The sequence below is a fragment of the Streptomyces sp. NPDC002870 genome (assembly GCF_042888505.1).
Classification (GTDB): domain Bacteria; phylum Actinomycetota; class Actinomycetes; order Streptomycetales; family Streptomycetaceae; genus Streptomyces.
The window spans coordinates 65,116-84,532 of the sequence record NZ_JBIAPW010000022.1; the positions used below are offsets into that span (position 1 = coordinate 65,116).

Annotated in this window: 16 protein-coding genes, 2 tRNA genes and 1 pseudogene; 15 read left to right on the forward strand and 4 right to left on the reverse strand. The window is 70.6% G+C overall.

Features of this window, described 5'->3' with window-relative positions:
• Positions 1–81: 81 nt before the first annotated feature.
• The gene (locus ACFYWY_RS24705; protein ID WP_389190193.1) at positions 82–690 is read left to right on the forward strand and encodes a hypothetical protein; all 609 of its coding nucleotides are present in this window, start codon (positions 82–84) and stop codon (positions 688–690) included.
• Positions 691–869: 179 nt separating this feature from the next.
• On the forward strand, positions 870–1,946 hold the full coding sequence (locus tag ACFYWY_RS24710) for a hypothetical protein (RefSeq protein WP_389190194.1): 1,077 nt from the start codon (positions 870–872) through the stop codon (positions 1,944–1,946).
• 128 nt (positions 1,947–2,074) lie between these two features.
• Here ACFYWY_RS24710 and ACFYWY_RS24715 read toward each other — a convergent pair whose 3' ends face one another.
• Complete coding sequence (locus ACFYWY_RS24715) at positions 2,075–3,202, reverse strand: M48 family metallopeptidase (RefSeq protein WP_389190195.1); 1,128 nt, start codon at positions 3,200–3,202, stop codon at positions 2,075–2,077.
• A gap of 110 nt (positions 3,203–3,312) precedes the next feature.
• Between ACFYWY_RS24715 and ACFYWY_RS24720 the strand changes: the two genes are divergently transcribed.
• The 8 genes from ACFYWY_RS24720 to ACFYWY_RS24755 all read left to right on the forward strand — a co-directional run bounded on the left by ACFYWY_RS24720 (position 3,313) and on the right by ACFYWY_RS24755 (position 8,373).
• On the forward strand, positions 3,313–3,477 hold the full coding sequence (locus tag ACFYWY_RS24720; RefSeq protein ID WP_389190196.1) for a hypothetical protein: 165 nt from the start codon (positions 3,313–3,315) through the stop codon (positions 3,475–3,477).
• A 110-nt stretch (positions 3,478–3,587) separates the two neighbouring features.
• Positions 3,588–3,749 carry a hypothetical protein gene (locus ACFYWY_RS24725; RefSeq protein ID WP_389190197.1) on the forward strand — a complete coding sequence of 54 codons (162 nt, stop codon included), beginning with the start codon at positions 3,588–3,590 and terminating at the stop codon, positions 3,747–3,749.
• A gap of 38 nt (positions 3,750–3,787) precedes the next feature.
• Positions 3,788–4,429 carry a nicotinate-nucleotide adenylyltransferase gene (gene nadD, locus ACFYWY_RS24730; RefSeq protein ID WP_389190198.1) on the forward strand — a complete coding sequence of 214 codons (642 nt, stop codon included), beginning with the start codon at positions 3,788–3,790 and terminating at the stop codon, positions 4,427–4,429.
• A gap of 19 nt (positions 4,430–4,448) precedes the next feature.
• Positions 4,449–6,167 carry an LCP family protein gene (locus tag ACFYWY_RS24735; RefSeq protein WP_389190199.1) on the forward strand — a complete coding sequence of 573 codons (1,719 nt, stop codon included), beginning with the start codon at positions 4,449–4,451 and terminating at the stop codon, positions 6,165–6,167.
• Positions 6,168–6,249: 82 nt separating this feature from the next.
• Complete coding sequence (gene rsfS, locus ACFYWY_RS24740) at positions 6,250–6,681, forward strand: ribosome silencing factor (RefSeq protein ID WP_389190240.1); 432 nt, start codon at positions 6,250–6,252, stop codon at positions 6,679–6,681.
• Entirely contained in the window at positions 6,678–7,355 is a 678-nt protein-coding gene (locus ACFYWY_RS24745) for a histidine phosphatase family protein (RefSeq protein ID WP_389190241.1), read from the forward strand. Before rsfS ends, ACFYWY_RS24745 begins: the two co-directional genes overlap by 4 nt.
• A 104-nt stretch (positions 7,356–7,459) precedes the next feature.
• Positions 7,460–7,532: transfer RNA gene (locus ACFYWY_RS24750), tRNA-Ala, on the forward strand.
• Between the two features lie 607 nt (positions 7,533–8,139).
• Positions 8,140–8,373, forward strand: coding sequence for a hypothetical protein (locus ACFYWY_RS24755; RefSeq protein WP_389190200.1), 234 nt, complete (start codon positions 8,140–8,142; stop codon positions 8,371–8,373).
• On the opposite strand, the pseudogene ACFYWY_RS24760 reads toward ACFYWY_RS24755, so the two are convergent.
• Positions 8,300–9,517: pseudogene (locus ACFYWY_RS24760) on the reverse strand (glycosyltransferase 87 family protein); the annotation flags it as partial. The gene ACFYWY_RS24755 and the pseudogene ACFYWY_RS24760 overlap by 74 nt on opposite strands.
• A gap of 122 nt (positions 9,518–9,639) precedes the next feature.
• On the opposite strand from ACFYWY_RS24760, the gene ACFYWY_RS24765 reads away from it, so the two are divergent.
• Positions 9,640–9,712: transfer RNA gene (locus ACFYWY_RS24765), tRNA-Ala, on the forward strand.
• Between the two features lie 90 nt (positions 9,713–9,802).
• On the opposite strand, the gene ACFYWY_RS24770 is transcribed toward ACFYWY_RS24765, so the two are convergent.
• Positions 9,803–11,389, reverse strand: a complete 1,587-nt coding sequence (locus ACFYWY_RS24770) for an NADH-ubiquinone oxidoreductase-F iron-sulfur binding region domain-containing protein (protein WP_389190201.1) — start codon at positions 11,387–11,389, stop codon at positions 9,803–9,805.
• Positions 11,386–12,723 carry a hypothetical protein gene (locus ACFYWY_RS24775; protein WP_389190202.1) on the reverse strand — a complete coding sequence of 446 codons (1,338 nt, stop codon included), beginning with the start codon at positions 12,721–12,723 and terminating at the stop codon, positions 11,386–11,388. The genes ACFYWY_RS24770 and ACFYWY_RS24775 overlap by 4 nt, the downstream gene beginning before the upstream one ends.
• A 591-nt stretch (positions 12,724–13,314) precedes the next feature.
• On the opposite strand from ACFYWY_RS24775, the gene leuS reads away from it, so the two are divergent.
• From leuS to ACFYWY_RS24795, 4 genes are all read left to right on the forward strand, one after another.
• On the forward strand, positions 13,315–16,173 hold the full coding sequence (gene leuS, locus ACFYWY_RS24780) for a leucine--tRNA ligase (RefSeq protein WP_389190203.1): 2,859 nt from the start codon (positions 13,315–13,317) through the stop codon (positions 16,171–16,173).
• 117 nt (positions 16,174–16,290) lie between these two features.
• Entirely contained in the window at positions 16,291–17,094 is an 804-nt protein-coding gene (locus ACFYWY_RS24785) for a hypothetical protein (protein ID WP_389190204.1), read from the forward strand.
• Between the two features lie 169 nt (positions 17,095–17,263).
• The gene (locus ACFYWY_RS24790; protein WP_389190205.1) at positions 17,264–18,109 is read left to right on the forward strand and encodes a DegV family protein; all 846 of its coding nucleotides are present in this window, start codon (positions 17,264–17,266) and stop codon (positions 18,107–18,109) included.
• 153 nt (positions 18,110–18,262) lie between these two features.
• Positions 18,263–19,390, forward strand: coding sequence for a helix-hairpin-helix domain-containing protein (locus ACFYWY_RS24795; RefSeq protein WP_389190206.1), 1,128 nt, complete (start codon positions 18,263–18,265; stop codon positions 19,388–19,390).
• Positions 19,391–19,417: the final 27 nt, after the last annotated feature.

The following is a 19,417-nucleotide window of genomic DNA, read 5'->3' on the forward strand; positions in this document are numbered from 1 at the left end:
GGGCTGTGCGGGGCGTCACTCGGGCAGGGAGAGTTCACGCTCTCCCTGCCCAAACCGACTGGCCCGGTCTACTCTGAAGACGTGCCGGACGACGTGGGGGGCAAGCCGTTCCCGGACGGCTGGGAGCCCGACGACGACCGCGGGGGCGCGGACGAGGACTTCGCCTCCGTGGTGTTCGACGAGGACTTCGTACGGGCCGCCGAGTTCCATGAGCCGACCGCCGTCGAGCGGCTGCTGGCTGCCGCCCAGGCCCGTGCCGAGGCCGAGGCCCGCCGCGGCAGACGCCGCGGCGTGGTGCCCGACGATGAGCTCTACGACGAGGGATACGGCCCCGGCGCGGAGTACCGCAGGGAGCGGGCGTACGACGACGGCACGGACCTCGACGACGAGTACTCCGGGCCCTACGGACGGCACGGCGGCGCCATGCGCCCGTACCGCGGCAGCGCCCGCTGGCACCGGCCGGTGGCCTGGATCCTCGCCCTGCTGATGGGCATCGGGATGGTCGCTCTCGCCTTCACGGCCGTCTACCGCGGGGCCGCGGGCAACCGCCAGGACCGGGTCCCGCCGCCCGCCACCACCGGTGTCGATGTCACACCCACAACGGGCTCTGCCACCGCACGGGTGGGCGGGCCCTCCGCCTCCGCGGAGTACTCCGCGCCGCCGGTTTCTGCGGACCCCCGCACCCCCTGAGCAGGCTCTGTACGCCCCCTGTGCGCCCCCTTGTGCGCCGGGTCTGCACCCCGTCGAACGACTCGCCCGGGCCCTTGAGCGACCCCTCCACGAGCCCTTGGACGGCCGCGTAGGAACTCGTCGGAGTTTGTCGCGCACCAGCGCGTTTACCGCAGCCCCGCCAGACCTACCCTGAAAGTATGGCTGGGCGCGGAGACCCGCCTGAGGGGACACCCGAGGGACTCCCCGGCGGTGGCGAGGACGAATACCGATCCGTCGTCTTCGACGAATCGTTCGTGCGGGCTGCCCGGCTTCAGGAGTTCTCGGCGCAGGAGCGGATGGGCGAGCACGCGCGAGCCGTGCGCAGCCTTCCCGCCTGGAGTCGCGGGAGCGGTTCCAAGCAGATGCTTGTGCTCATCCTGCTGGTCGCCCTGGCCTTCGGAACGGCCATATACCTGGGCATCCGGCATCCCTACCAGGCGCCGGTCGCCAAGCACGCCGAGCCGCTGCGGATCACGGTGATCCCGCTGGCGCCGCAGGGCCCGGTCCCCGGCGGCACCCCGGCCGACCTGTATGCGCACAGCCCCGCCGCGCAGTTCCGTAGCGGAGCCTCGGGAATCAATCTGCCCGCCGTCCAGGGCACCAAGAACTTCTCCGAGAGCCAGGTGATGACGGCCCTGACCACCGCGAAGGACTACCTCGTGGAGTCCTCCCTCAACCCCGATGTCCTCACGGGCGGCGCGGTGCGGCCGGTGCGGGTGCTGCTCGACCCCGACCAACTGGAGCAGTTCGACCGGAGCATGGCCACCCCGGCCACCGACGGCCGTCATGCCGCCACGGGCTGGCTGGTTCGCTACGACCCGGCGAAGGTGGCGCTGGCCGACCCCGAGGTGCGCGTGCAGGGCACGCTGCGAGTCGCCGAGGCGGGGCCCAACGTCTTGGAGGTGACGTCGGACCACACCTTCGCCTATGCGCTGCGGCCAGTCGGCGTGAGCGGGCCGCGGGCGAGCGAGGCCTCGCTGTTCACCGTCCGCCGTGAGCTGCACTTCCGCTTCGACCGGGACGATCTGCACCAGCACCGCGCGGAGTTGCTGGTCAGCTATGTCCAGGCCGGCCCGCAGACCTGCTCCGCTGACGCTTCCGGCGCCCTGCGTCCGCTGCTCGCCGGCGAGCGGGCGACCGCGGCTGGACCGGCAGGCACCGACCCGTATGCGACGGGCCAGGCCACTGCGGCGCTCTGCGGCTCGCTGGCGCCCGGAGCACAGCCCTCGCCCTGACCGCTGCCGCCGCCGCTCAGCACAGCCCTGACCGCATCTCAGCTTTCGCCCTGACCGCGGTGACCGCCTCTCAGCTTTCGCCCTGACCGCGGTGACCGCCTCTCAGCTTTCGCCTCGACCGGTGCCGCTCAGCTCCCGCCCTGGCCGCCGCTCCCGCTGCCGTTGTCGCTCGCCGGACCGTTGCCGTCACCGGTGCTCTTGCTTCCGCCGGAGCTTCCGCCGCTTGCGCTGCCGCCCGAGCCGGTGAACTTGTCCCGGAGCCTGCCGCCCAGGTCGCCCGCGCCGCCGGCTATGTCGCCGACCAGCTTCATCAGCGGATCCTTGCTGGTGCGCACCGTGTCGGCGTAGTGCGAGGCGGACTCGCGGAAGGAGTCGGAGACCGAAGTGTCCTTGTCCTCCGTGCGCCGGGGGTAGTGACCGTCCATGATCCGCTGGTGGTCGCGGCTCTCGGCCCACTTCTTCAACTCGGCGGCGCGCACCGTGGTGAACGGGTGCGAGCGGGGCAGCACATTGAGGATCTTCAGCACGGAGTCGCGCAGATCGCCGCCCTCCTCATACTCCTCGGCCTGCTTCAGGAACGCGTCGACGTTCATCTCGTGGAGGTGATTGCCACCGGCGATCTTCATCAGGCCGCGCATCGAGGCCTGCAGGTCCTGGCCGACCAGCAGCCCGGCGCGGTCCGCCGAGAGCTCCGACTTGCGGAACCACTCGCGCAGCGCCGTGACGATCGCCATGATCGCGACATTGCCGAGCGGGATCCACGCGATCTTCAGCGCGAGATTGGTGAGGAAGAGCAGGATCGTGCGGTAGACGGAGTGGCCGGAGAGCGCATGGCCCACCTCATGGCCGACGACCGCCCGCATCTCCTCCTCGTCGAGCAGCTCCACCAGCCCGGTGGTGACCACGATGATCGGCTCGTCCAGGCCGATGCACATGGCGTTCGGCCGCGGGTCCTGCGTGACGTACATCGCAGGGACCTTCTCGAGGTCCAGGATGTGGCAGGCGTCCCGCAGCATGCTGTTCAGGTGCGCGAACTGGGCGTCGCTCACCCGCACCGAATCGGAGAGGAAGAGCAGCCGCAGGCTGCGCTCGGGCAGCAGCCCGCTCAGTGCCTTGAAAACTGTGTCGAAGCCGCTGAGCTTGCGCAGGGCGACCAGCGCCGAGCGGTCAGCGGGATGTTCGTACGCCCGTGAAGAGATGCCCGGGAAGCGCTTGCGCTGCCTGCTCGGCACGCTCTCGTGACTGCTTTCGGTCATTCAAGCCCCCTGTTGGTGCAAGTACCGGCTCGTCCCCCTGACGGACCCCAGCGTAGGTGCTGGAGCTACGGTGTGGCGGGGGCTGTGGATAACTGAGGAGTACACCCGACATGCCGGACACCGCCGCTCTGTTCGCCGCCGCAACCGAACAGCAGGGACCGGGCAATACGCTGCGCATCCTGCTGATCGCGTCGGTCGCCGGAGCGGCCCTGCTCGCCTGGTTCTTGCTGCGCGGCTACCGCGGAAACGGCGCCGACGACCAGGACAACGACTGAGTCGGCGTGAGCGTGCCCGGACCGCCCGCATACGATGTGCGCGAAGTCTCTCCGCCCGTCCGAGTCCCGAGTCCCGAGTTCCGACTCCCGATCGATAGGTCCTGCCGAAGATGAGCCTCGCCAGCACCGCCGCCAACCTGGTCACTCTCGCCGAAGGCGCCGAGCACGGTGGCAACCACGAAAGCCTCAGCCCCTACCTCACCGGCGGCGGCGCGCTGTTCGTGCTGCTTCTGATGCTGTGGATCACCACCCGCTTCAACCGCGACCGCTGAGTCGGGGCCGTGCCGCCGTGCCAGTAGGCTCTGCACGCATGGGAGAGCAGGAAGTGCCTACCGGTTCGGGTTCCGGCTCGGGTCCCGGTGTCGGCAAGCGGCGAATCGGTGTGATGGGCGGGACGTTCGACCCGATCCACCATGGACACCTGGTGGCCGCCAGCGAGGTGGCCGCCCTGTTCCACCTCGACGAGGTGGTGTTCGTGCCGACGGGGCAGCCGTGGCAGAAGAGCCACAAAACGGTGTCTCCGGCCGAGGACCGCTATCTGATGACGGTCATCGCCACGGCGTCCAACCCGCAGTTCTCGGTGAGCCGCATCGACATCGACCGCGGCGGTCCGACTTACACGATCGATACGCTGCGGGACTTGCGCTCCCTCAACAAGAACGCGGATCTTTTCTTCATCACCGGAGCCGACGCGCTCTCCCAGATCCTCGGTTGGCGGGACGCCGAAGAGCTGTTCTCGCTCGCCCACTTCATCGGCGTGACCCGGCCGGGTCACGATCTGACGGACGACGGGTTGCCCGAGGGCGGCGTCTCCCTGGTGGAGGTTCCGGCGCTGGCGATCTCGTCGACCGACTGCCGGGCGAGAGTCGCGGAAGGTGATCCGGTCTGGTACCTGGTGCCGGACGGTGTGGTGCGCTACATCGACAAGCGCCAGTTGTACCGCGGCGAGTGAGCCACGGAGAGGGGCACCGGTGAACGACCAGCAGAACCCGTACGACCCGTACTACCAGCCGCAGATCATCGGCTACGACGAGTACGGGCAGCCGGTCTATCAGCAGCCCCAGCAGTACGACCCCTACGCGCAGCAGCAACCCCAGCACTCTCAGCAACCGCAGCAGCCAGGGCAATCCCAGCAACCCCAGCGCTCGCAGGGTCAGGACCAGGGCTACGGGTACGACCCGTACGCCCAGCCGCAGCAGTACGACCCCTATGGCCGGCAGCAGGCCCAGCAGCCGCAGGGCCAGGGCTACGGCTACGACGGTTACGGCTACGACACGGGCCAGCAGCCCGCCGCCGTCGACACCACCCAGCAGTGGAACATCCCGCAGCAGCAGCGGGCCCCGGCCGAGCCGCCCCCGCAGGCGCCCGAGGCCCCGCGGGCACCGGAGCGGGAGCAGGCCGCCGTGCCCGGGCAGCGCCGGCCCGCGCCCGACCGCGACTACCGCACCGAGCAGTTCGACTTCATAGAGGAGCCCGACGAGGACTCCGAAGACGTCATCGACTGGCTGAAGTTCACCGAGAGCCGCTCCGAGCGGCGCGAGGTGGCCAAGCGCCGCGGCCGCAACCGCATCGTCGCGCTCGTCGTCGTCCTCGCGCTGGCCGTCGTCGGAGGCGCCGGCTACCTCTGGTACGCGGGCAAGCTGCCCGGCCTGTCGGGCACGGAGAAGAAGAGCAGCACGGCGACCGGACCGCAGAAGCGGGACGTGATCGTGGTGCATCTGCACAACACCAAGAAGAAGGGCACTTCCACGGCCCTCCTCGTGGACAACGCCACCACCAAGCAGGGCACCACCGTCCTGCTCCCCAACTCTCTCTCCGTCGCCAACGACGACGGCACCGCGACCACCCTCGGCAAGTCGGTCGAGGACGACGGCTCGACGGGCACCAGGGAGGCGGTCGGCACCCTCCTCGGCTCCAAGATCACCGGAACCTGGCGGCTCGACACCCCGTATCTGGAGAACCTCGTCGAGCTGGTCGGCACCATCGACCTGACCACCGACACCGAGGTGCCCGGCGCCAAGAAGGGCGAGGCGCCGCTGGTGAAGAAGGGCGAGAACCAGACGCTGAACGGCCGCGCCGCCGTCGCGTACGCCACCTACGTCGGACCCGGCGAGGCCGAGGCGAAGCAGCTGCAGCGCTTCGGGCAGGTCATGCAGGGCGTCCTGAGGAAGTTCCCGGACGACCCGAAGACCGCGACCGTGACCGTGGAGACGCTGGCGCAGATCCTCGACCCGTCGCTGCGCGAGAGCGATCTGGGCGCCTCCCTCGCCAAGCTCGCCGAGCACGCCAAGGGCGGCGACTACAAGACGGCGCTGCTGCCGGTCCAGCAGGACGGCACGCTCACCGCGCAGGCCGCCGACAGCGTCGTCAAGGACGTCCTGGGCGGCAGGGTCACCGCGCCGGACAAGGACGCGGCCGTCCGGGTGGGGATCAAGAACGCCACCGGGAGGACCAGTGCCACGGAGAAGGCCCGGATCGCCCTGGTCAACGGCGGCTACTCGGTGCTCGACGGCGGCAAGGCGGACACCGAGCCGACCTCGCGGATCACCTACGCGGACGAGGCGCAGAAGGCGAAGGCGGCGGAGGTCGCCAAGACCCTGGGCCTGCCGGCGAGCGCGGTCAAGAAGGGCAGTGCTGCCCCCAACGCCGATGTCTCCGTAGTGCTCGGCAAGGACTACAAGACTGAATGATCAAGCCGAATAATGACGGCAAGGACTGTCGGTGGTCCGTGAGACCCTTGAGGGGTACCTGACCGACGACGAAAGCCTGCTTGTGACCGCCACGGATCGCTCCATCGAGCTTGTCAACGCTGCCGCTCAGGCGGCCGCCGACCGGCTCGCGCACGACATCATCGCCTACGACGTCAGCGACGTGCTGTCGATCACCGACGCCTTCCTGCTCGCCTCCGCGCCCAACGACCGCCAGGTCAAGTCGATCGTCGACGAGATCGAGGAGCGGTTGAACAAGGAGCTCGGCGCCAAGCCGGTACGCCGCGAGGGCGACCGCGACGCCCGCTGGATCCTGCTCGACTACGTCGACATCGTCGTGCACGTCCAGCACAGCGAGGAGCGCGTCTTCTACGCCCTGGAGCGGCTGTGGAAGGACTGCCCCGAGCTGCCTCTCCCCGAGGACGCTCTGAAGACCCGAGGCAAGGCCGAGGAGCACGCTCGGCTCGCCGGCGACCCGGACGGTGAGCTGAGCTGAACGGCGGCGACAACAGCAAGCGCAGCTCCGGCGGCACGGGCAGGGGGCGCCGCGTCGTCCTGTGGCGGCACGGCCAGACGTCGTGGAACCTGGAGCGCCGCTTCCAGGGCTCCACGGATGTCGAGCTGACCGAGACCGGCATCGCACAGGCGCGCCGGGCCGCCCGGCTGCTCGCCTCCCTCAGGCCCGACGCGATCGTCGCCTCCGACCTCAAGCGAGCGGCGGCCACGGCGGGCGAGCTGGCCGAGATCACCGGGCTCGACGTCTCCTACGACGCCGCCCTGCGCGAGACGTACGCGGGCGCGTGGCAGGGCCTGACCCACGAGGAGATCGTCGGTCGGTACGGCGAGCAGTACGCCGCCTGGAAGCGAGGCGAGCCCGTGCGCCGCGGCGGCGGCGAGCTGGAGTCCGAGGTCGCCGACCGGGCCGCTCCCGTGGTGCTGCACCACGCCGAGAAGCTGCCCGACGAGGGCACGCTGGTCGTGGTCAGCCACGGCGGCACCATCCGTACCACCATCGGCAGACTGCTCGGCCTGGAGTCCCACCACTGGGAGAGCCTCGGCGGGCTCTCCAACTGCTGCTGGTCGGTGCTCGGCGAGGGCGCGCGCGGCTGGCGTCTGCTTGAGCACAACGCCGGCACGCTTCCGGAACCGGTCCTCGGCGACGACGACTGACCCGCCCGGGCCCGCCCCTCGGCCACGCACCCCCGGATTTCACTTTCCGGCAGGTCGCAGGCTAAAGTTCTTCTTGTTCGCAGCGCCGAGCGCGAAGAACACGCGGGGCTATAGCTCAGTTGGTAGAGCGCCTGCATGGCATGCAGGAGGTCAGGAGTTCAATTCTCCTTAGCTCCACAAGTTCCACAATCCGAGTCCCGTCTTCGATCAGAGGACGGGATTTCGCGTTTCAGTCGCGCAGTTCGCGCAGCGCCGGTCCGGCGCTCGCCCACAGCCCCACCCTCACGGGAGCGCTCGCGACCGTACGGCAGGAGGACGCGGCGGACGCGAGTGGCCTGCCGGTGACCGTCGTTCAGCTCGGACAGCTGACGGGGGTCGCCGCATTCGGCACACTTTTCCTGAGTCGGCAGACAGTACGCCGGGGCACTGGAGTCCGCCGACGCGCTGTGGGTGTGCGCCCTCGTGCCGGCAGCCGCGTCGATCTTGGGTGCTATGGCCGGTCTCATCAACGAAGGAATGGCGATGGCCACACGTAAACGCCGCTGACCCTCTTGCGTGGCCATGGCAGAATCGGACGGCCGGAGGGGACACCGGCCAGGACGGGAGGGAGAGCACGATGTCCGCCAGCAGTAGCGAGGAGGCCGATGACCTGCTTGCCACTGCGGAGGTGCGCGCTCGTCTCAGTTGCCCGTCATGCGGATCGGGGCATGTCGCCCAAGTCCTCGGCGACAATGGTGGAGTTTCCTACGTGTGCACGGCCTGCGGCCACAGCTGGAGCTGAATGATGGGTGCACACAGGCGTAAATGCGACTGGTGCGGCGGTGGTACGCCCATCGTCCGGGACATGGACCCGATCAATCCCGAGTACCAGTACTGGTGCGAGGAGTGCGCGCGGGCGCTGATCATAAAGGGCGACCCCATCGAGACGTACAGAGAGCTCGAAGGGGAGCCGATCTACGGGCGGCTCCTGGACGAGCACTGCGCTCTGAAACGGTTCTATTCATTCGCCACAGCGTGACCAGGACGGTCGCGGCCATGAGCGAATAGAGGGCCGAAAGGACCATCTGGCCGCTGTTCTGGGCGAGTTCGAGCCGCCCTGGCCCGTGCGGCACCCACCACAGGGCGTACGAACAGAACACCAGCCCCGCCGCTGTCGCCCGCCCCCTGCTGCCGCGCGCCGCCAGGACGAGCACCATGGGTACGCACCACACCCAGTGGTGCGACCAGGAGACCGGGCTGACCAGCAGTGCCGTCGCCGCGCAGGCCACGACCGCGCAGGCCCGCTCGCCGCGCAGCGCCGCACCCACGGACACGGCGAGCCCGGCCGCGGCGACGAGAGCGGCCGCCACGACCCACCACGGCCCCGGATCAGGCGTGTGCACCAGCCGGGCGAGGACCCCGCGCAGCGACTGGTTCGCGGTGTCCTCGGCGTGGCCCACCCGGCCGGCCGCGAAAACCATCCCGGTCCAGTAGCGCCGTGAGTCGTACGGCAGGACAGCGGCGGCCGCGAGCGTCGCGCCGAGGAAGACCGCGGCCGCTGTCGCCGCCCGCCGCAGCCACGGGTTCCAGCCCTCGCGCCGGGCCCGTACAAGACCTGAGATCAGCAAGAAGAGCGCGAAGAGCGCGGGCGTCAGCTTCACGGCGGCCGCGCAGCCGATGCCGGCGCCCGCCCACCTGTGCCCCTCGCGGCGGGTGAAGTCCCACAGCACGGCGACCGCGAGCAGCAGATTGATCTGGCCGTAGCGAAGCGTCGTCCACACCGGTTCGCACCACACGGCGGCCGCGGCCACCCAGAGTGTCGCCGAGCGCCGGTCCATGTGCGGGTGCGTCAGCCGCAGCGACAGGCCGACGAAGGCGACGAGCAGGAGCAGATTCCCGGCGGTGGCAAGGGCGCGCATCTCGGGGATGCCGAGCAGGGTGAGCGGGGTGAACAGCAGGGCGGCGAACGGCGGGTAGGTCGTCGGGAGGTTCGCCCTGGTGGTACGCATCGCGTAGAGGTCCGCGCCGACGCGTACGGTCTCGCCCTCCGCCCGGTAGACCATCAGGTCGATCATGGAGACGTCGGCGGCGCGCTGCGCCATCCAGAAGGCCGTGAAGGAGAGCAGACAGACCGCGGTGGCGAGGGCGGGACGTCGGGCACTGGGCAGCGCGATCACGGTCACGAAGGGGGACGTTACCGGCCCAGTCCGTACAGACCGGAAACGATTTGGTGATGCACTGGGGGGAGCGTTAATGTTGTCGACGTCGCCGAGAGGGAACCTCTGATCAAGGCGGCACATCTCAAGGGGCTATAGCTCAGTTGGTAGAGCGCCTGCATGGCATGCAGGAGGTCAGGAGTTCAATTCTCCTTAGCTCCACAGAAGCAGCAGACACAAGGAAGCGGGCCATCCGATCGGATGGCCCGCTTCCTTGTGTGCCCCTGGGGACTGTGCGTCCCCAGGGGCCGGTCAACTGCGGCCGCTGCCAAGCGCCTTGCGGTTGCTCGAAGGCAGAGCGGGGCGGGTGGTCGGCGACGGGGCGGGTCCCTGCTCGATACGGAGCGCCAGCGCGGGACAGCGGCGTACGGCCCGCTGTGCGCGCCCCCGCAGATGCATCGGAACCGAGGCGTCAGCGAGCGCGGGATAGCCGTCGGGACCGAGCCGGATGAGCTCAGGGACGATGTCCGCGCAGAGCCCGTGGCCCTGGCAGAGCGTCCAGTCCACGGCCAGCTTCTCGCCGCTCGGAATCGACTCCTCCGCCTCCTGGTAGCCGGGCCCGGGAAGCGGCAGCACGCCGGTCGTCTCGCGCCCGCAGCCGCCGTCGAGCACATGGGCGGCGAGGTCGTCCGTGAAGGCGGACAGGGTCGAGGCGAAGAAGCGCGCCGAGCCGTCGGGGTGCTTGCACGCGCCGCGGCCCTTTACGGCCTGCGTCACCTCGCGCAGCGCCTCCAGGGCGGCGGGGCCGCCGCCGTTCATGACGTCGGACAGGCCGCCGGCCGCGGCGGGCAGGCCCAGCTTGCAGGGGCCGCACTGGCCGGCGGTCTCCGCGGCGAGCCAGTTGGCCACCCGCAGCGCCTCGCCCAGCGGGCAGGTCTCGGGGCCGATGGGGAGGATCGCGCCTGCGCCCAGGGAGCCGCCCACGGCGGCCAGCGATTCGCGCGACACGTTGGCCTCGTGGACGGCGACCGAGTCGATCCAGTTGCCGTGGTAGCCGCCGGTGAGCACACCCTGGGGGAGCGGCGGGGCGCCCGCCAGCTGCAGTACGTACCGCAGCGGGACGCCCGTGGGGACCTCGACGACCATGGGGCGCGCGACTGCGCCGGAGATCGTCAGCATGACCGTGCCCGGCTCGGTGTCCAGGCCGGTGTTGCCGTAGCGGCGCGCGCCGATACGGGCGCCGATGGCGAGCTGTGCGTACGTCTCGGCGTTGGACAGCAGGGTCGGGGCGCCGCCGACGCCGGTGTCGGAAGCGCGCTCGCGGCGGCCGGGCGGCAGCGCGGGGCCGCCGTTCACAGCGCGGATGACCGCGGAGGCCTCGCCCGAGACCATGCGCTCCGGCGTACGGACCACCCGCGCGCGCAGCTGCTGTCCGCGCCGGTCGGACAGGCCGCGCTCGGCCAGCGCGGCGCGCATGGAGATCTCCGTGGAGTTGCGGGTGACCGCGACGACCAGGGTGCGCGCGCCGAGCGCCTCCGCGGCGAGCAGGGCGCCGTCCAGGATCAGATGGGGGGCGCGGTTGAGTAGCACGGTGTCCTTGCGGCAGGCGGGCTCGCCCTCACTGCCGTTGACCACGACGACGGGCCGCACCCCGCGTCGTATCGCGGACTTGGCTACGGCGCGCAGCTTCTGACCGAAGGGGAAGCCCGCGCCGCCGCGGCCGCGCAGGGATATGTCGTCGGCGAGCTGGGCGAGCAACTCGCCGGTCACGGGTTCGAGGGGGCCGTGCACCTTGAGATGCATGGGGAGGTCCAGGCGCTCGACCAGATCGAACCCCTGCGTCAGCTGGGGAAGGCCGACAACACGAACCTCGGGGACATCAGGGAGGGGGGTGTTCACGGTCGGTCTCCTGCGGGCGCGTGCCAGGGCTCTCCGGCCGGGGGCGGAAAGAGGGGTCCGGGCATGGTCGCCGTGTCGTCGTACGTGTCGGCGGTGCCGGTGGCGTACGGGGGGGAAGGTGCTTCGTACGGGGGAGCGGGGTCGTAGGAGGCGGGAGCGGGCTCGTAGGCCAGAGGGGGCTCGTACGCGGGAGGCGGCTCATAGGCCGCAGGCTCGTAGGCCGGAGGGGCCTCGTACGGGGGAGGGGCGGGCGTTTCGAGGGGCTCGGGCCGGAAGGCCTGCGCGGGCGGCGGCGGTGACGGGGTCGGCCACAGACCCGCCCGGGAACCCGACTCCGAGACCACCGGGATCTCCTCGGTCATCGGTATGCGCTCGGCCAGCGGGGCAGCCTGGTCGCCGGCGAGGGAAACCGCGCGGTACGCGGCGGAGATCCCGGTACCGGGGCCGATGCCGCTGCCGATGATCGGCTCGGCCTCCGGGAGCGGCGGCACCTCGTAGAGATTGGGCGAGGGCGCCGCCAGCCGCCGGGGCTGCTGGCGCGGCTGGCCGAGGGAAGGCTGGCGCTGGAGGTCCTGCTCGTACGGGCGCTGGGAGGGAATGCCGTTCATGCCGTTGAGGCCGGCCGGTCCGGTCACTCCGGCCGTGCCGGGGAGCGGGGCCGTCGTCGGATCACGCCGTAGCTGCTCGTCCGCCACCGACCGGTCGTCGCCCGCGCCGGTCAGGGACATGATCTTGGCGGCGATTCGCCGTTGCACCGACCGCGGCATCAGCCGCACCGCCACGACGACGGCAACGCCTGTGAGTACCACGCAGTACAACGTCACGACCCAGGTCGCGGCGGGGCGGCCGGTGTACAGGCCGTGCACCAGCGCGGAGCACCACGCCGGGTAGGCCAGCATGTGCAGCGGCCGCCAGCGGCCCGCTATGCGGACGTTGCCGGCCAGTGCGCTGCGCAGCGCGCCGGTCGTGGCGGCGATCACCATGAGGAAGCCGGCCAGCGAGCCGAAGCCGATCAGGCCGGACGTACCGGTGACGCCGAGTCCGAACGGGACCAGGGCGCCGATCGCTTCCACGTGGCCCAGCGACACCTTCACGGTGGCGTGCAGCAGCAGGAAGCCGAGCGAGGCGACCGCGGTGGCCCGGTGGATGCCCTGGGCGAGGAGGCGGTGGCGCGTGGAGAGGAGCAGCCGGTCGGTGGCCATCAGCCCCCACGCCACGGAGGCGGTGAGGGACACCAGGGACAGCACCCCGGTGGCGAAGTCCAGGAAGGCGCGAAAGCTGTCGCTCCCGCCAACGGCGAGCAGGGGTAGGAGCACGAACGCCGCGACGTACAAGCCACCTTGCACCGGGCGGCTTAGCCCGGTACTCGGTGCTGGCGACGAACGGCTCTTGCGATGAGGGTTCATGGGGCGACTCCGAATGGTGCGGGAAAGGCGGTCCCGTTGACGCATGCTAGGTCGACCCATACCAGGCAGTACGAGGTTTGAGCGTTTAGAGAGCGGAACCACAGCCAACTGACTCTGGGGTTGCCCTGGATAGGGGCGATACGCGGAGTAACCCAGGGGGCCGGAGGTACGTGTGAGCGCGGTTTCGGGGGCGCGCGCGGAGAGGGCTCGGGGGCGTGCCGAGGAGTGGCGCGCGCATTTCGGAGCGGATGCCGGGCGGCGGCCGGGCCCGCCGGGGGGTGCTGCCAGACGTTTCCGGAGGCCGTCGAGGCCCTTCGAGACCGGCCTCATGCGGCCGGTTCGCTCGCTGCGGTACCCTGACGCCATGCGTGCCGTACGCCTTCTGCTTAGCGAGCCGCGCTGATCAGTCCCGACGGATGAAAGATCCGGTCGGAATCGGCGCGGCGTCCCCTCCTGTGCGAGGGGTTTTTTCGTTTTGGAATCCGCTGGCAGAGACGAATCGATGGAGCTTCAAAGATCATGAGCGAGACCAGTCCCGCTGCTGCTGAGGTAGCTGCAGCGCACCGCTACACGGCCGCCATGGCTGCCGACATCGAGGCACGCTGGCAGGACTTCTGGGACGCCGAGGGCACGTACGAGGCGGTGAACCCGACCGGTGACCTGGCCGGCGAACCCGCACAGGTCGCCAAGCCCAAGAAGTTCGTCATGGACATGTTCCCCTACCCCTCGGGTTCGGGTCTGCACGTCGGGCACCCCCTGGGGTATATCGCCACCGACGTCTTCGCCCGCCACCAGCGCATGACTGGACACAACGTCCTGCACACGCTGGGCTTCGACGCCTTCGGCCTGCCCGCCGAGCAGCACGCCGTACAGACCGGCGAGCATCCCCGGGTCACCACCGAGGCGGCCATGAACAACATGAAGTCCCAGCTGCGCCGGCTGGGCCTGGGCCACGACAAGCGCCGGTCCTTCGCGACGATCGACCCGGGCTACTACAAGTGGACCCAGTGGATCTTCCTGCAGATCTTCAACTCCTGGTACGACGAGGACGGGAAGAAGGCCCGTCCGATCGACGAGCTGGTGGCGCAGTTCGAGAGCGGTGAGCGTGCGGTGCCGGGCTCCACGCGCGCGTGGAGCGAGCTGAGCGCCTCGGAGCGCGCCGAAGTGCTGGGCGACTACCGGCTGGCGTACGCCTCCGACGCGCCCGTCAACTGGTGCCCGGGCCTGGGCACCGTACTGGCCAATGAGGAAGTCACCGCCGACGGACGTTCCGAGCGCGGCAACTTCCCCGTCTTCAAGGCCAAGCTGCGCCAGTGGAACATGCGCATCACCGCCTACGCCGACCGGCTGCTGGACGACCTGGACGCGCTGGACTGGCCCGAGGCGATCAAGCTGCAACAGCGCAACTGGATCGGCCGTAGCGAGGGCGCACGCGTCCACTTCTCGGTCGACGGCCATGACGGCGCACAGATCACGGTCTTCACCACCCGTCCTGACACGCTGTTCGGCGCCACCTACATGGTGCTGGCTCCCGAACACGGCCTGATCGACTCCATCGTCCCGGCCGAGTGGCCGCAGGGCACCAGGGAGGCCTGGACCGGTGGCGCCGCCACTCCGGCCGAGGCGGTCTCCGCGTACCGCAAGCAGGCCCAGACGAAGAGTGACGTCGAGCGCCAGACCGAACACAAGGACAAGACCGGCGTGTTCACCGGCGCCCACGCCCTGAACCCGGTCACCGGCGAACTGATCCCGGTCTTCGTCGCCGACTATGTACTGATGGGCTACGGCACCGGCGCGATCATGGCCGTACCAGGCCAGGATGCGCGCGACTGGGAGTTCGCCGAGGCCTTCGACCTGCCCATCATCCGTACCGTCCAGCCGCCGGACGGCTGGGAGGGCGAAGCCTTCACCGGACAGGGCCCGGCGATCAACTCGTCGAACGACGAGATCTCGCTGGACGGCCTGGACGTCGCCGAGGCCAAGTCGAAGATCACCGAGTGGCTGACCGCCCGCGGAATCGGCGAGGGGACGGTCAACTTCCGGCTGCGCGACTGGCTGTTCAGCCGACAGCGCTACTGGGGCGAGCCCTTCCCGATCGTCTACGACGAGGACGGCGTCGCGCACGCGCTGCCCGAGTCGATGCTGCCGCTGGAACTGCCGGAGGTCGACGACTACTCGCCACGTACGTTCGACCCGGACGACGCGGACACCCAGCCCGAGACGCCTCTGTCGCGCAACGAGGACTGGGTCGATGTCGAGCTGGACCTGGGCGACGGTGTCAAGCGCTACCGCCGCGAGACCAACACCATGCCCAACTGGGCGGGTTCGTGCTGGTACGAGCTGCGCTACCTGGACCCGCACAACAGCGAGAAGCTGGTCGACCCGGAGATCGAGCAGTACTGGATGGGCCCGCGCGAGGGGCAGCCGCACGGCGGCGTCGATCTGTACGTCGGCGGTGCGGAGCACGCCGTACTGCACCTGCTGTATGCGCGGTTCTGGTCCAAGGTGCTGTTCGACCTGGGGCACGTCTCCTCGGTCGAGCCGTTCCACAAGCTGTACAACCAGGGCATGATCCAGGCGTACGTCTACCGGGACAGCCGTGGCTTCCCGGTGCCGGCCGCCGAGGTCGAGGAGCGGGACGGAAAGTTCTACTCCGAGGGCGTGGCCGTCAAGCGCGAGCTGGGCAAGATGGGCAAGTCCCTGAAGAACGCCGTCACTCCGGACGAGATCTGCGCCGAGTACGGCGCGGACACGCTGCGGCTGTACGAGATGGCCATGGGGCCCCTGGACGTGTCGCGGCCGTGGGACACCCGGGCCGTCGTCGGCCAGTACCGCCTGCTGCAGCGGCTGTGGCGCAATGTCGTCGACGAGGCGACGGGTGAGGTCACGGTCGTCGACACCGAGCCCGACGAGGCGACGCTGCGTGCGCTGCACAAGGCCATCGACGGCGCCGGAAAGGACCTGGCGGCCCTGCGCTTCAATACCGCCATCGCCAAGATCACCGAGCTGAACAACCATCTGACGAAGGCGGGCGGCCCGCTGTCGCGCAGCGTGGCGGAGCGGCTGGTGCTGCTGATCGCGCCGCTGGCCCCGCACATCGCCGAGGAGCTGTGGCGCAAGCTGGGCCACACCGACTCTGTCGTGCACCAGGACTTCCCGGTCGCCGACCCGGCGTATGTCGTGGACGAGTCCGTGACCTGCGTCGTGCAGATCAAGGGCAAGGTCAAGGCACGGCTGGAGGTCTCTCCGTCGATCTCGGACGAGGAGCTGGAGGCGCTGGCGCTGGGCGACGGGGCGGTGGTCGCGGCGCTGGGTGGCGCGGGCATCCGCAAGGTGATCGTGCGGGCGCCGAAGCTGGTGAACATCGTCCCCGCGTAGCACCCACGGGCGGGCAGGGGTTTCCCCTACGGGCAGGTCCGGGGTTCCGATGGAACCCCCGGCCTGCCCGTTCCGTTTACGGTGGAGGGGACAACAGCCGACGCTGGAGGGGCGCTCATGGAAGCCGCGATTCTGATACTTACGCTGCTTTTCGTCGCCTTCGTGGTGCTGGGGGTGTATGTCAGCGTGAAGGCCATCGGCGCGGCCAAGCGAGGGGTGGAGCGTACGGTCACGCAAGCCCGCCGCACCGTCGAGGAGACGACACTGCGGGCGAAGAGCTATGGGCAGGGCGGCGTGGTCGGCGAGCTGGCGCAGCTGCGGCTGTCGTTGCGTACGTCGATGAGGGCGACGCAGGACGCGCTGCAGGCGGGCGCCGCGGAGGACGCCTCGCTGTCCGAGTCGCTCGGACTGTTCCAGCGGCTGAGCGTGCACGGCCACGAGCTCGACGACGAACTGAAGCGGCTGGAGCGCGAGCCCGACCGGGCGACGGTGGCCTCGCTGCTGCCCGGGCTGCGCGAGCGTACGGAGCGGGTCACGCACTCGGCCGAGTCCTTGAGATGGGCGGCGCGGGACCGGGCGCGGAAGTTCGCGGAGGACGATCTGGATGCGCTGAGCACGCAGATCGACGTCGAGGCGGGGGCGTTGCGGCACTGGTCGGAGGAGGAGGCGCCGGGCGGGGCTGTGGGGTCTCAGGCGGCCAGGGGTGCGTCGGCGTCGTGGCCGGAGGCCGGTGACGAAGCGGTGCGCGAGCAGACGTGGCCGGAGGCGGGCGCGGGGGCCGGCGCGGGAGCTGAAGGTGGGCCTGAGGACGGGGCCGGGCCCGGTGCTGAGTCGCAGCCGCAGGCGATCACGGCGCGCGATCCTCGGCAGCAGACAGCGTACCCGTGGCAGAAGACCGCCCGTCCCGAGACGACGAATTGACCCACCGACGGTTCGATCGGTGATCCGGCGGTGGTCCCCGGGTGATCCGCCGGGCGGTCCCCTGGGTGATCAGTCGGCGGTCCCCTGGGGATCCGCCGGGCGGGGCGACGCGATCAATGCCGAGGGGCCGGGCTGCCGTGCGGCGGCTCCTGCGGGTAACCTCCCGCTCATGTCCCGCCATGTCGCGATCGTCACTGATTCAACGGCCTACCTGCCGCCACCGACGATGGAGCGCCACGGCATCATCGCGGTGCCGCTGACCGTCGTACTTGGCGATCAAGCCCTCGAAGAGGGGACCGAGATCTCGGCCCGCTCACTGGCGCTGGCATTGCAGAAGCGACGCCCGGTGACCACGTCCAGGCCGAGCCCGGAGATGTTCGCGAAGGCGTACCGCGCGAGAGCGGAAGCCGGTGCGACCGGCATCGTCTCCCTTCATCTGTCGAGCGAGTTCTCCGGGACGTACGACGCCGCGGTGCTGGCCGCGAAGAACGCGCCGGTGCCCGTGCGGGTGGTGGACACCGGGATGGTCGCGATGGCCCTGGGATTCTGCGCGCTCGCGGCCGCGGAGACGGCTGAGGGCGGCGGCACGCTCGACGAGGCGGTAGCCGCCGCGGAGAAGCGGGCCGCGGGCACGTTCGCGTACTTCTACGTCGACACGTTGGACTACTTGCGCCGCGGCGGCCGGATAGGGGCCGCGCAGGCGCTGCTGGGCTCGGCGCTCGCTGTGAAGCCTCTGTTGCAGTTGGACGGCGGCCGGATCGAGCTGCTGGAGAAGGTGCGTACGGCATCGAAGGCGATCGCCAGGCTGGAGGAGATCGTCGTCGACCGGGCGGGCGCGAGCAGCGTGGACATCGCGGTGCACCATCTGGCCGCGCCGGAGCGGGCCGCGGTGCTGGCGGAGCGGCTGCGGGAACGTGTTCCCGGGCTGGCCGATCTGCATGCCAGCGAGGTGGGCGCGGTGATCGGGGCGCATACGGGGCCGGGGCTGTTGGGGGTCGTCGTCTCGCCCCGCTGAGACGGTGGCTCGGGGCGCGCTCGGTGGCTCGGGGCGCGCTGAGACAGTCGCTGTCACCCCGGTGAGTGACCGGGTTTTCCACAACGGGGCAGTTGTCCACGGGAATTGGGGCTGCTCAGCGGGTTTTGACGGATGTGCCTAGCGTCTTGTGGCATGGCTCTCCGATCACGTTCCGCAACCAGTGGCCCGGGCCGCGCCCCGGCCTCGGACGGCCGCGCCCGTGACGGCCGCGCCCGTGACGGCCGCGCCCGTGACGGCCGCGCCCGTGACGGCCGCGCCCGTGACGGCCGCGCCCGTGACGGCCGCGGCTCAGGCCTGGGCCCTCCCCGTGCAGGGGCGGGCCCCGGCTCTGGCCCTCCCGGTCGTGGCTGGCGGCGTCCGGTTCGCCTCCGCGGCAGACGAGTGGCTGCCGCACCGAGTACGGCCGCCCTGCGCCGCCGGGCGGATGCCCTGTTCGACGGCCCGCCACGCAGCACGGGCACGAGTCTCGACGCGGCCGTGGGCCGCTCCCGCGCCGAAGGGGGTGGGGGTGGCCCCGCTGCGGCGGACATCGATACGAGTACGGGTACGGATACGGATACGGGCACTCGGCAGCGCGTGGGGCTTGCGGTGCGGGAGCGGTTGCCGCTGTGGATGCAGCTCAGATGCGGGCTCGAGCCCAGGGCTCTCGCCGCCCTGGCCGTCGTACTTGTCGTGGCAGCGGTCTTCGCGGCGCAGCACTTCTGGGCTGGGCGGCCACAGACCGTGCGCGCCCCGGAGCTGGTCCAGCAGGGAGCGGCGGCGCGGGAGCCGGGGCCGCACCCGTCGCCGGGTCCGCCGCCGTCCGACGCGGGGCCCGGAGGGCGGATCGTCGTGGATGTGAGCGGCAAGGTACGGCGGCCGGGGGTGCTCCGGCTGCCGGCCGGATCCCGGGTCGCCGACGCGCTCCTGGCGGCCGGGGGCGTCCGGGCCGGTACGGACCTGACGGGCCTCAACCGGGCGCGGGTGCTCATGGACGGCGAGCAGGTGGTGGTGGGCGTGCTCGTGCCACCGGGACCGCCGATGACAGGAGGGGGCACGGGCGGACCGGGCGCGGGCGGGCAGACCGCTGGGCCGGTGAGTCTCAACTCGGCGACCGTGGAGCAACTCGACACCTTGCCGGGGGTCGGCCCCGTACTGGCCCAGCACATCGTCGACTACCGCACCCAGCACGGCGGTGTCCGGTCGGTCGACGAACTGCGCGAGGTCAACGGGATCGGCGACCGCCGGTTCGCGGACCTCCAGCCTCTGGTGCGGCCATGACGACAGCCACGACGACGGCCACGACGA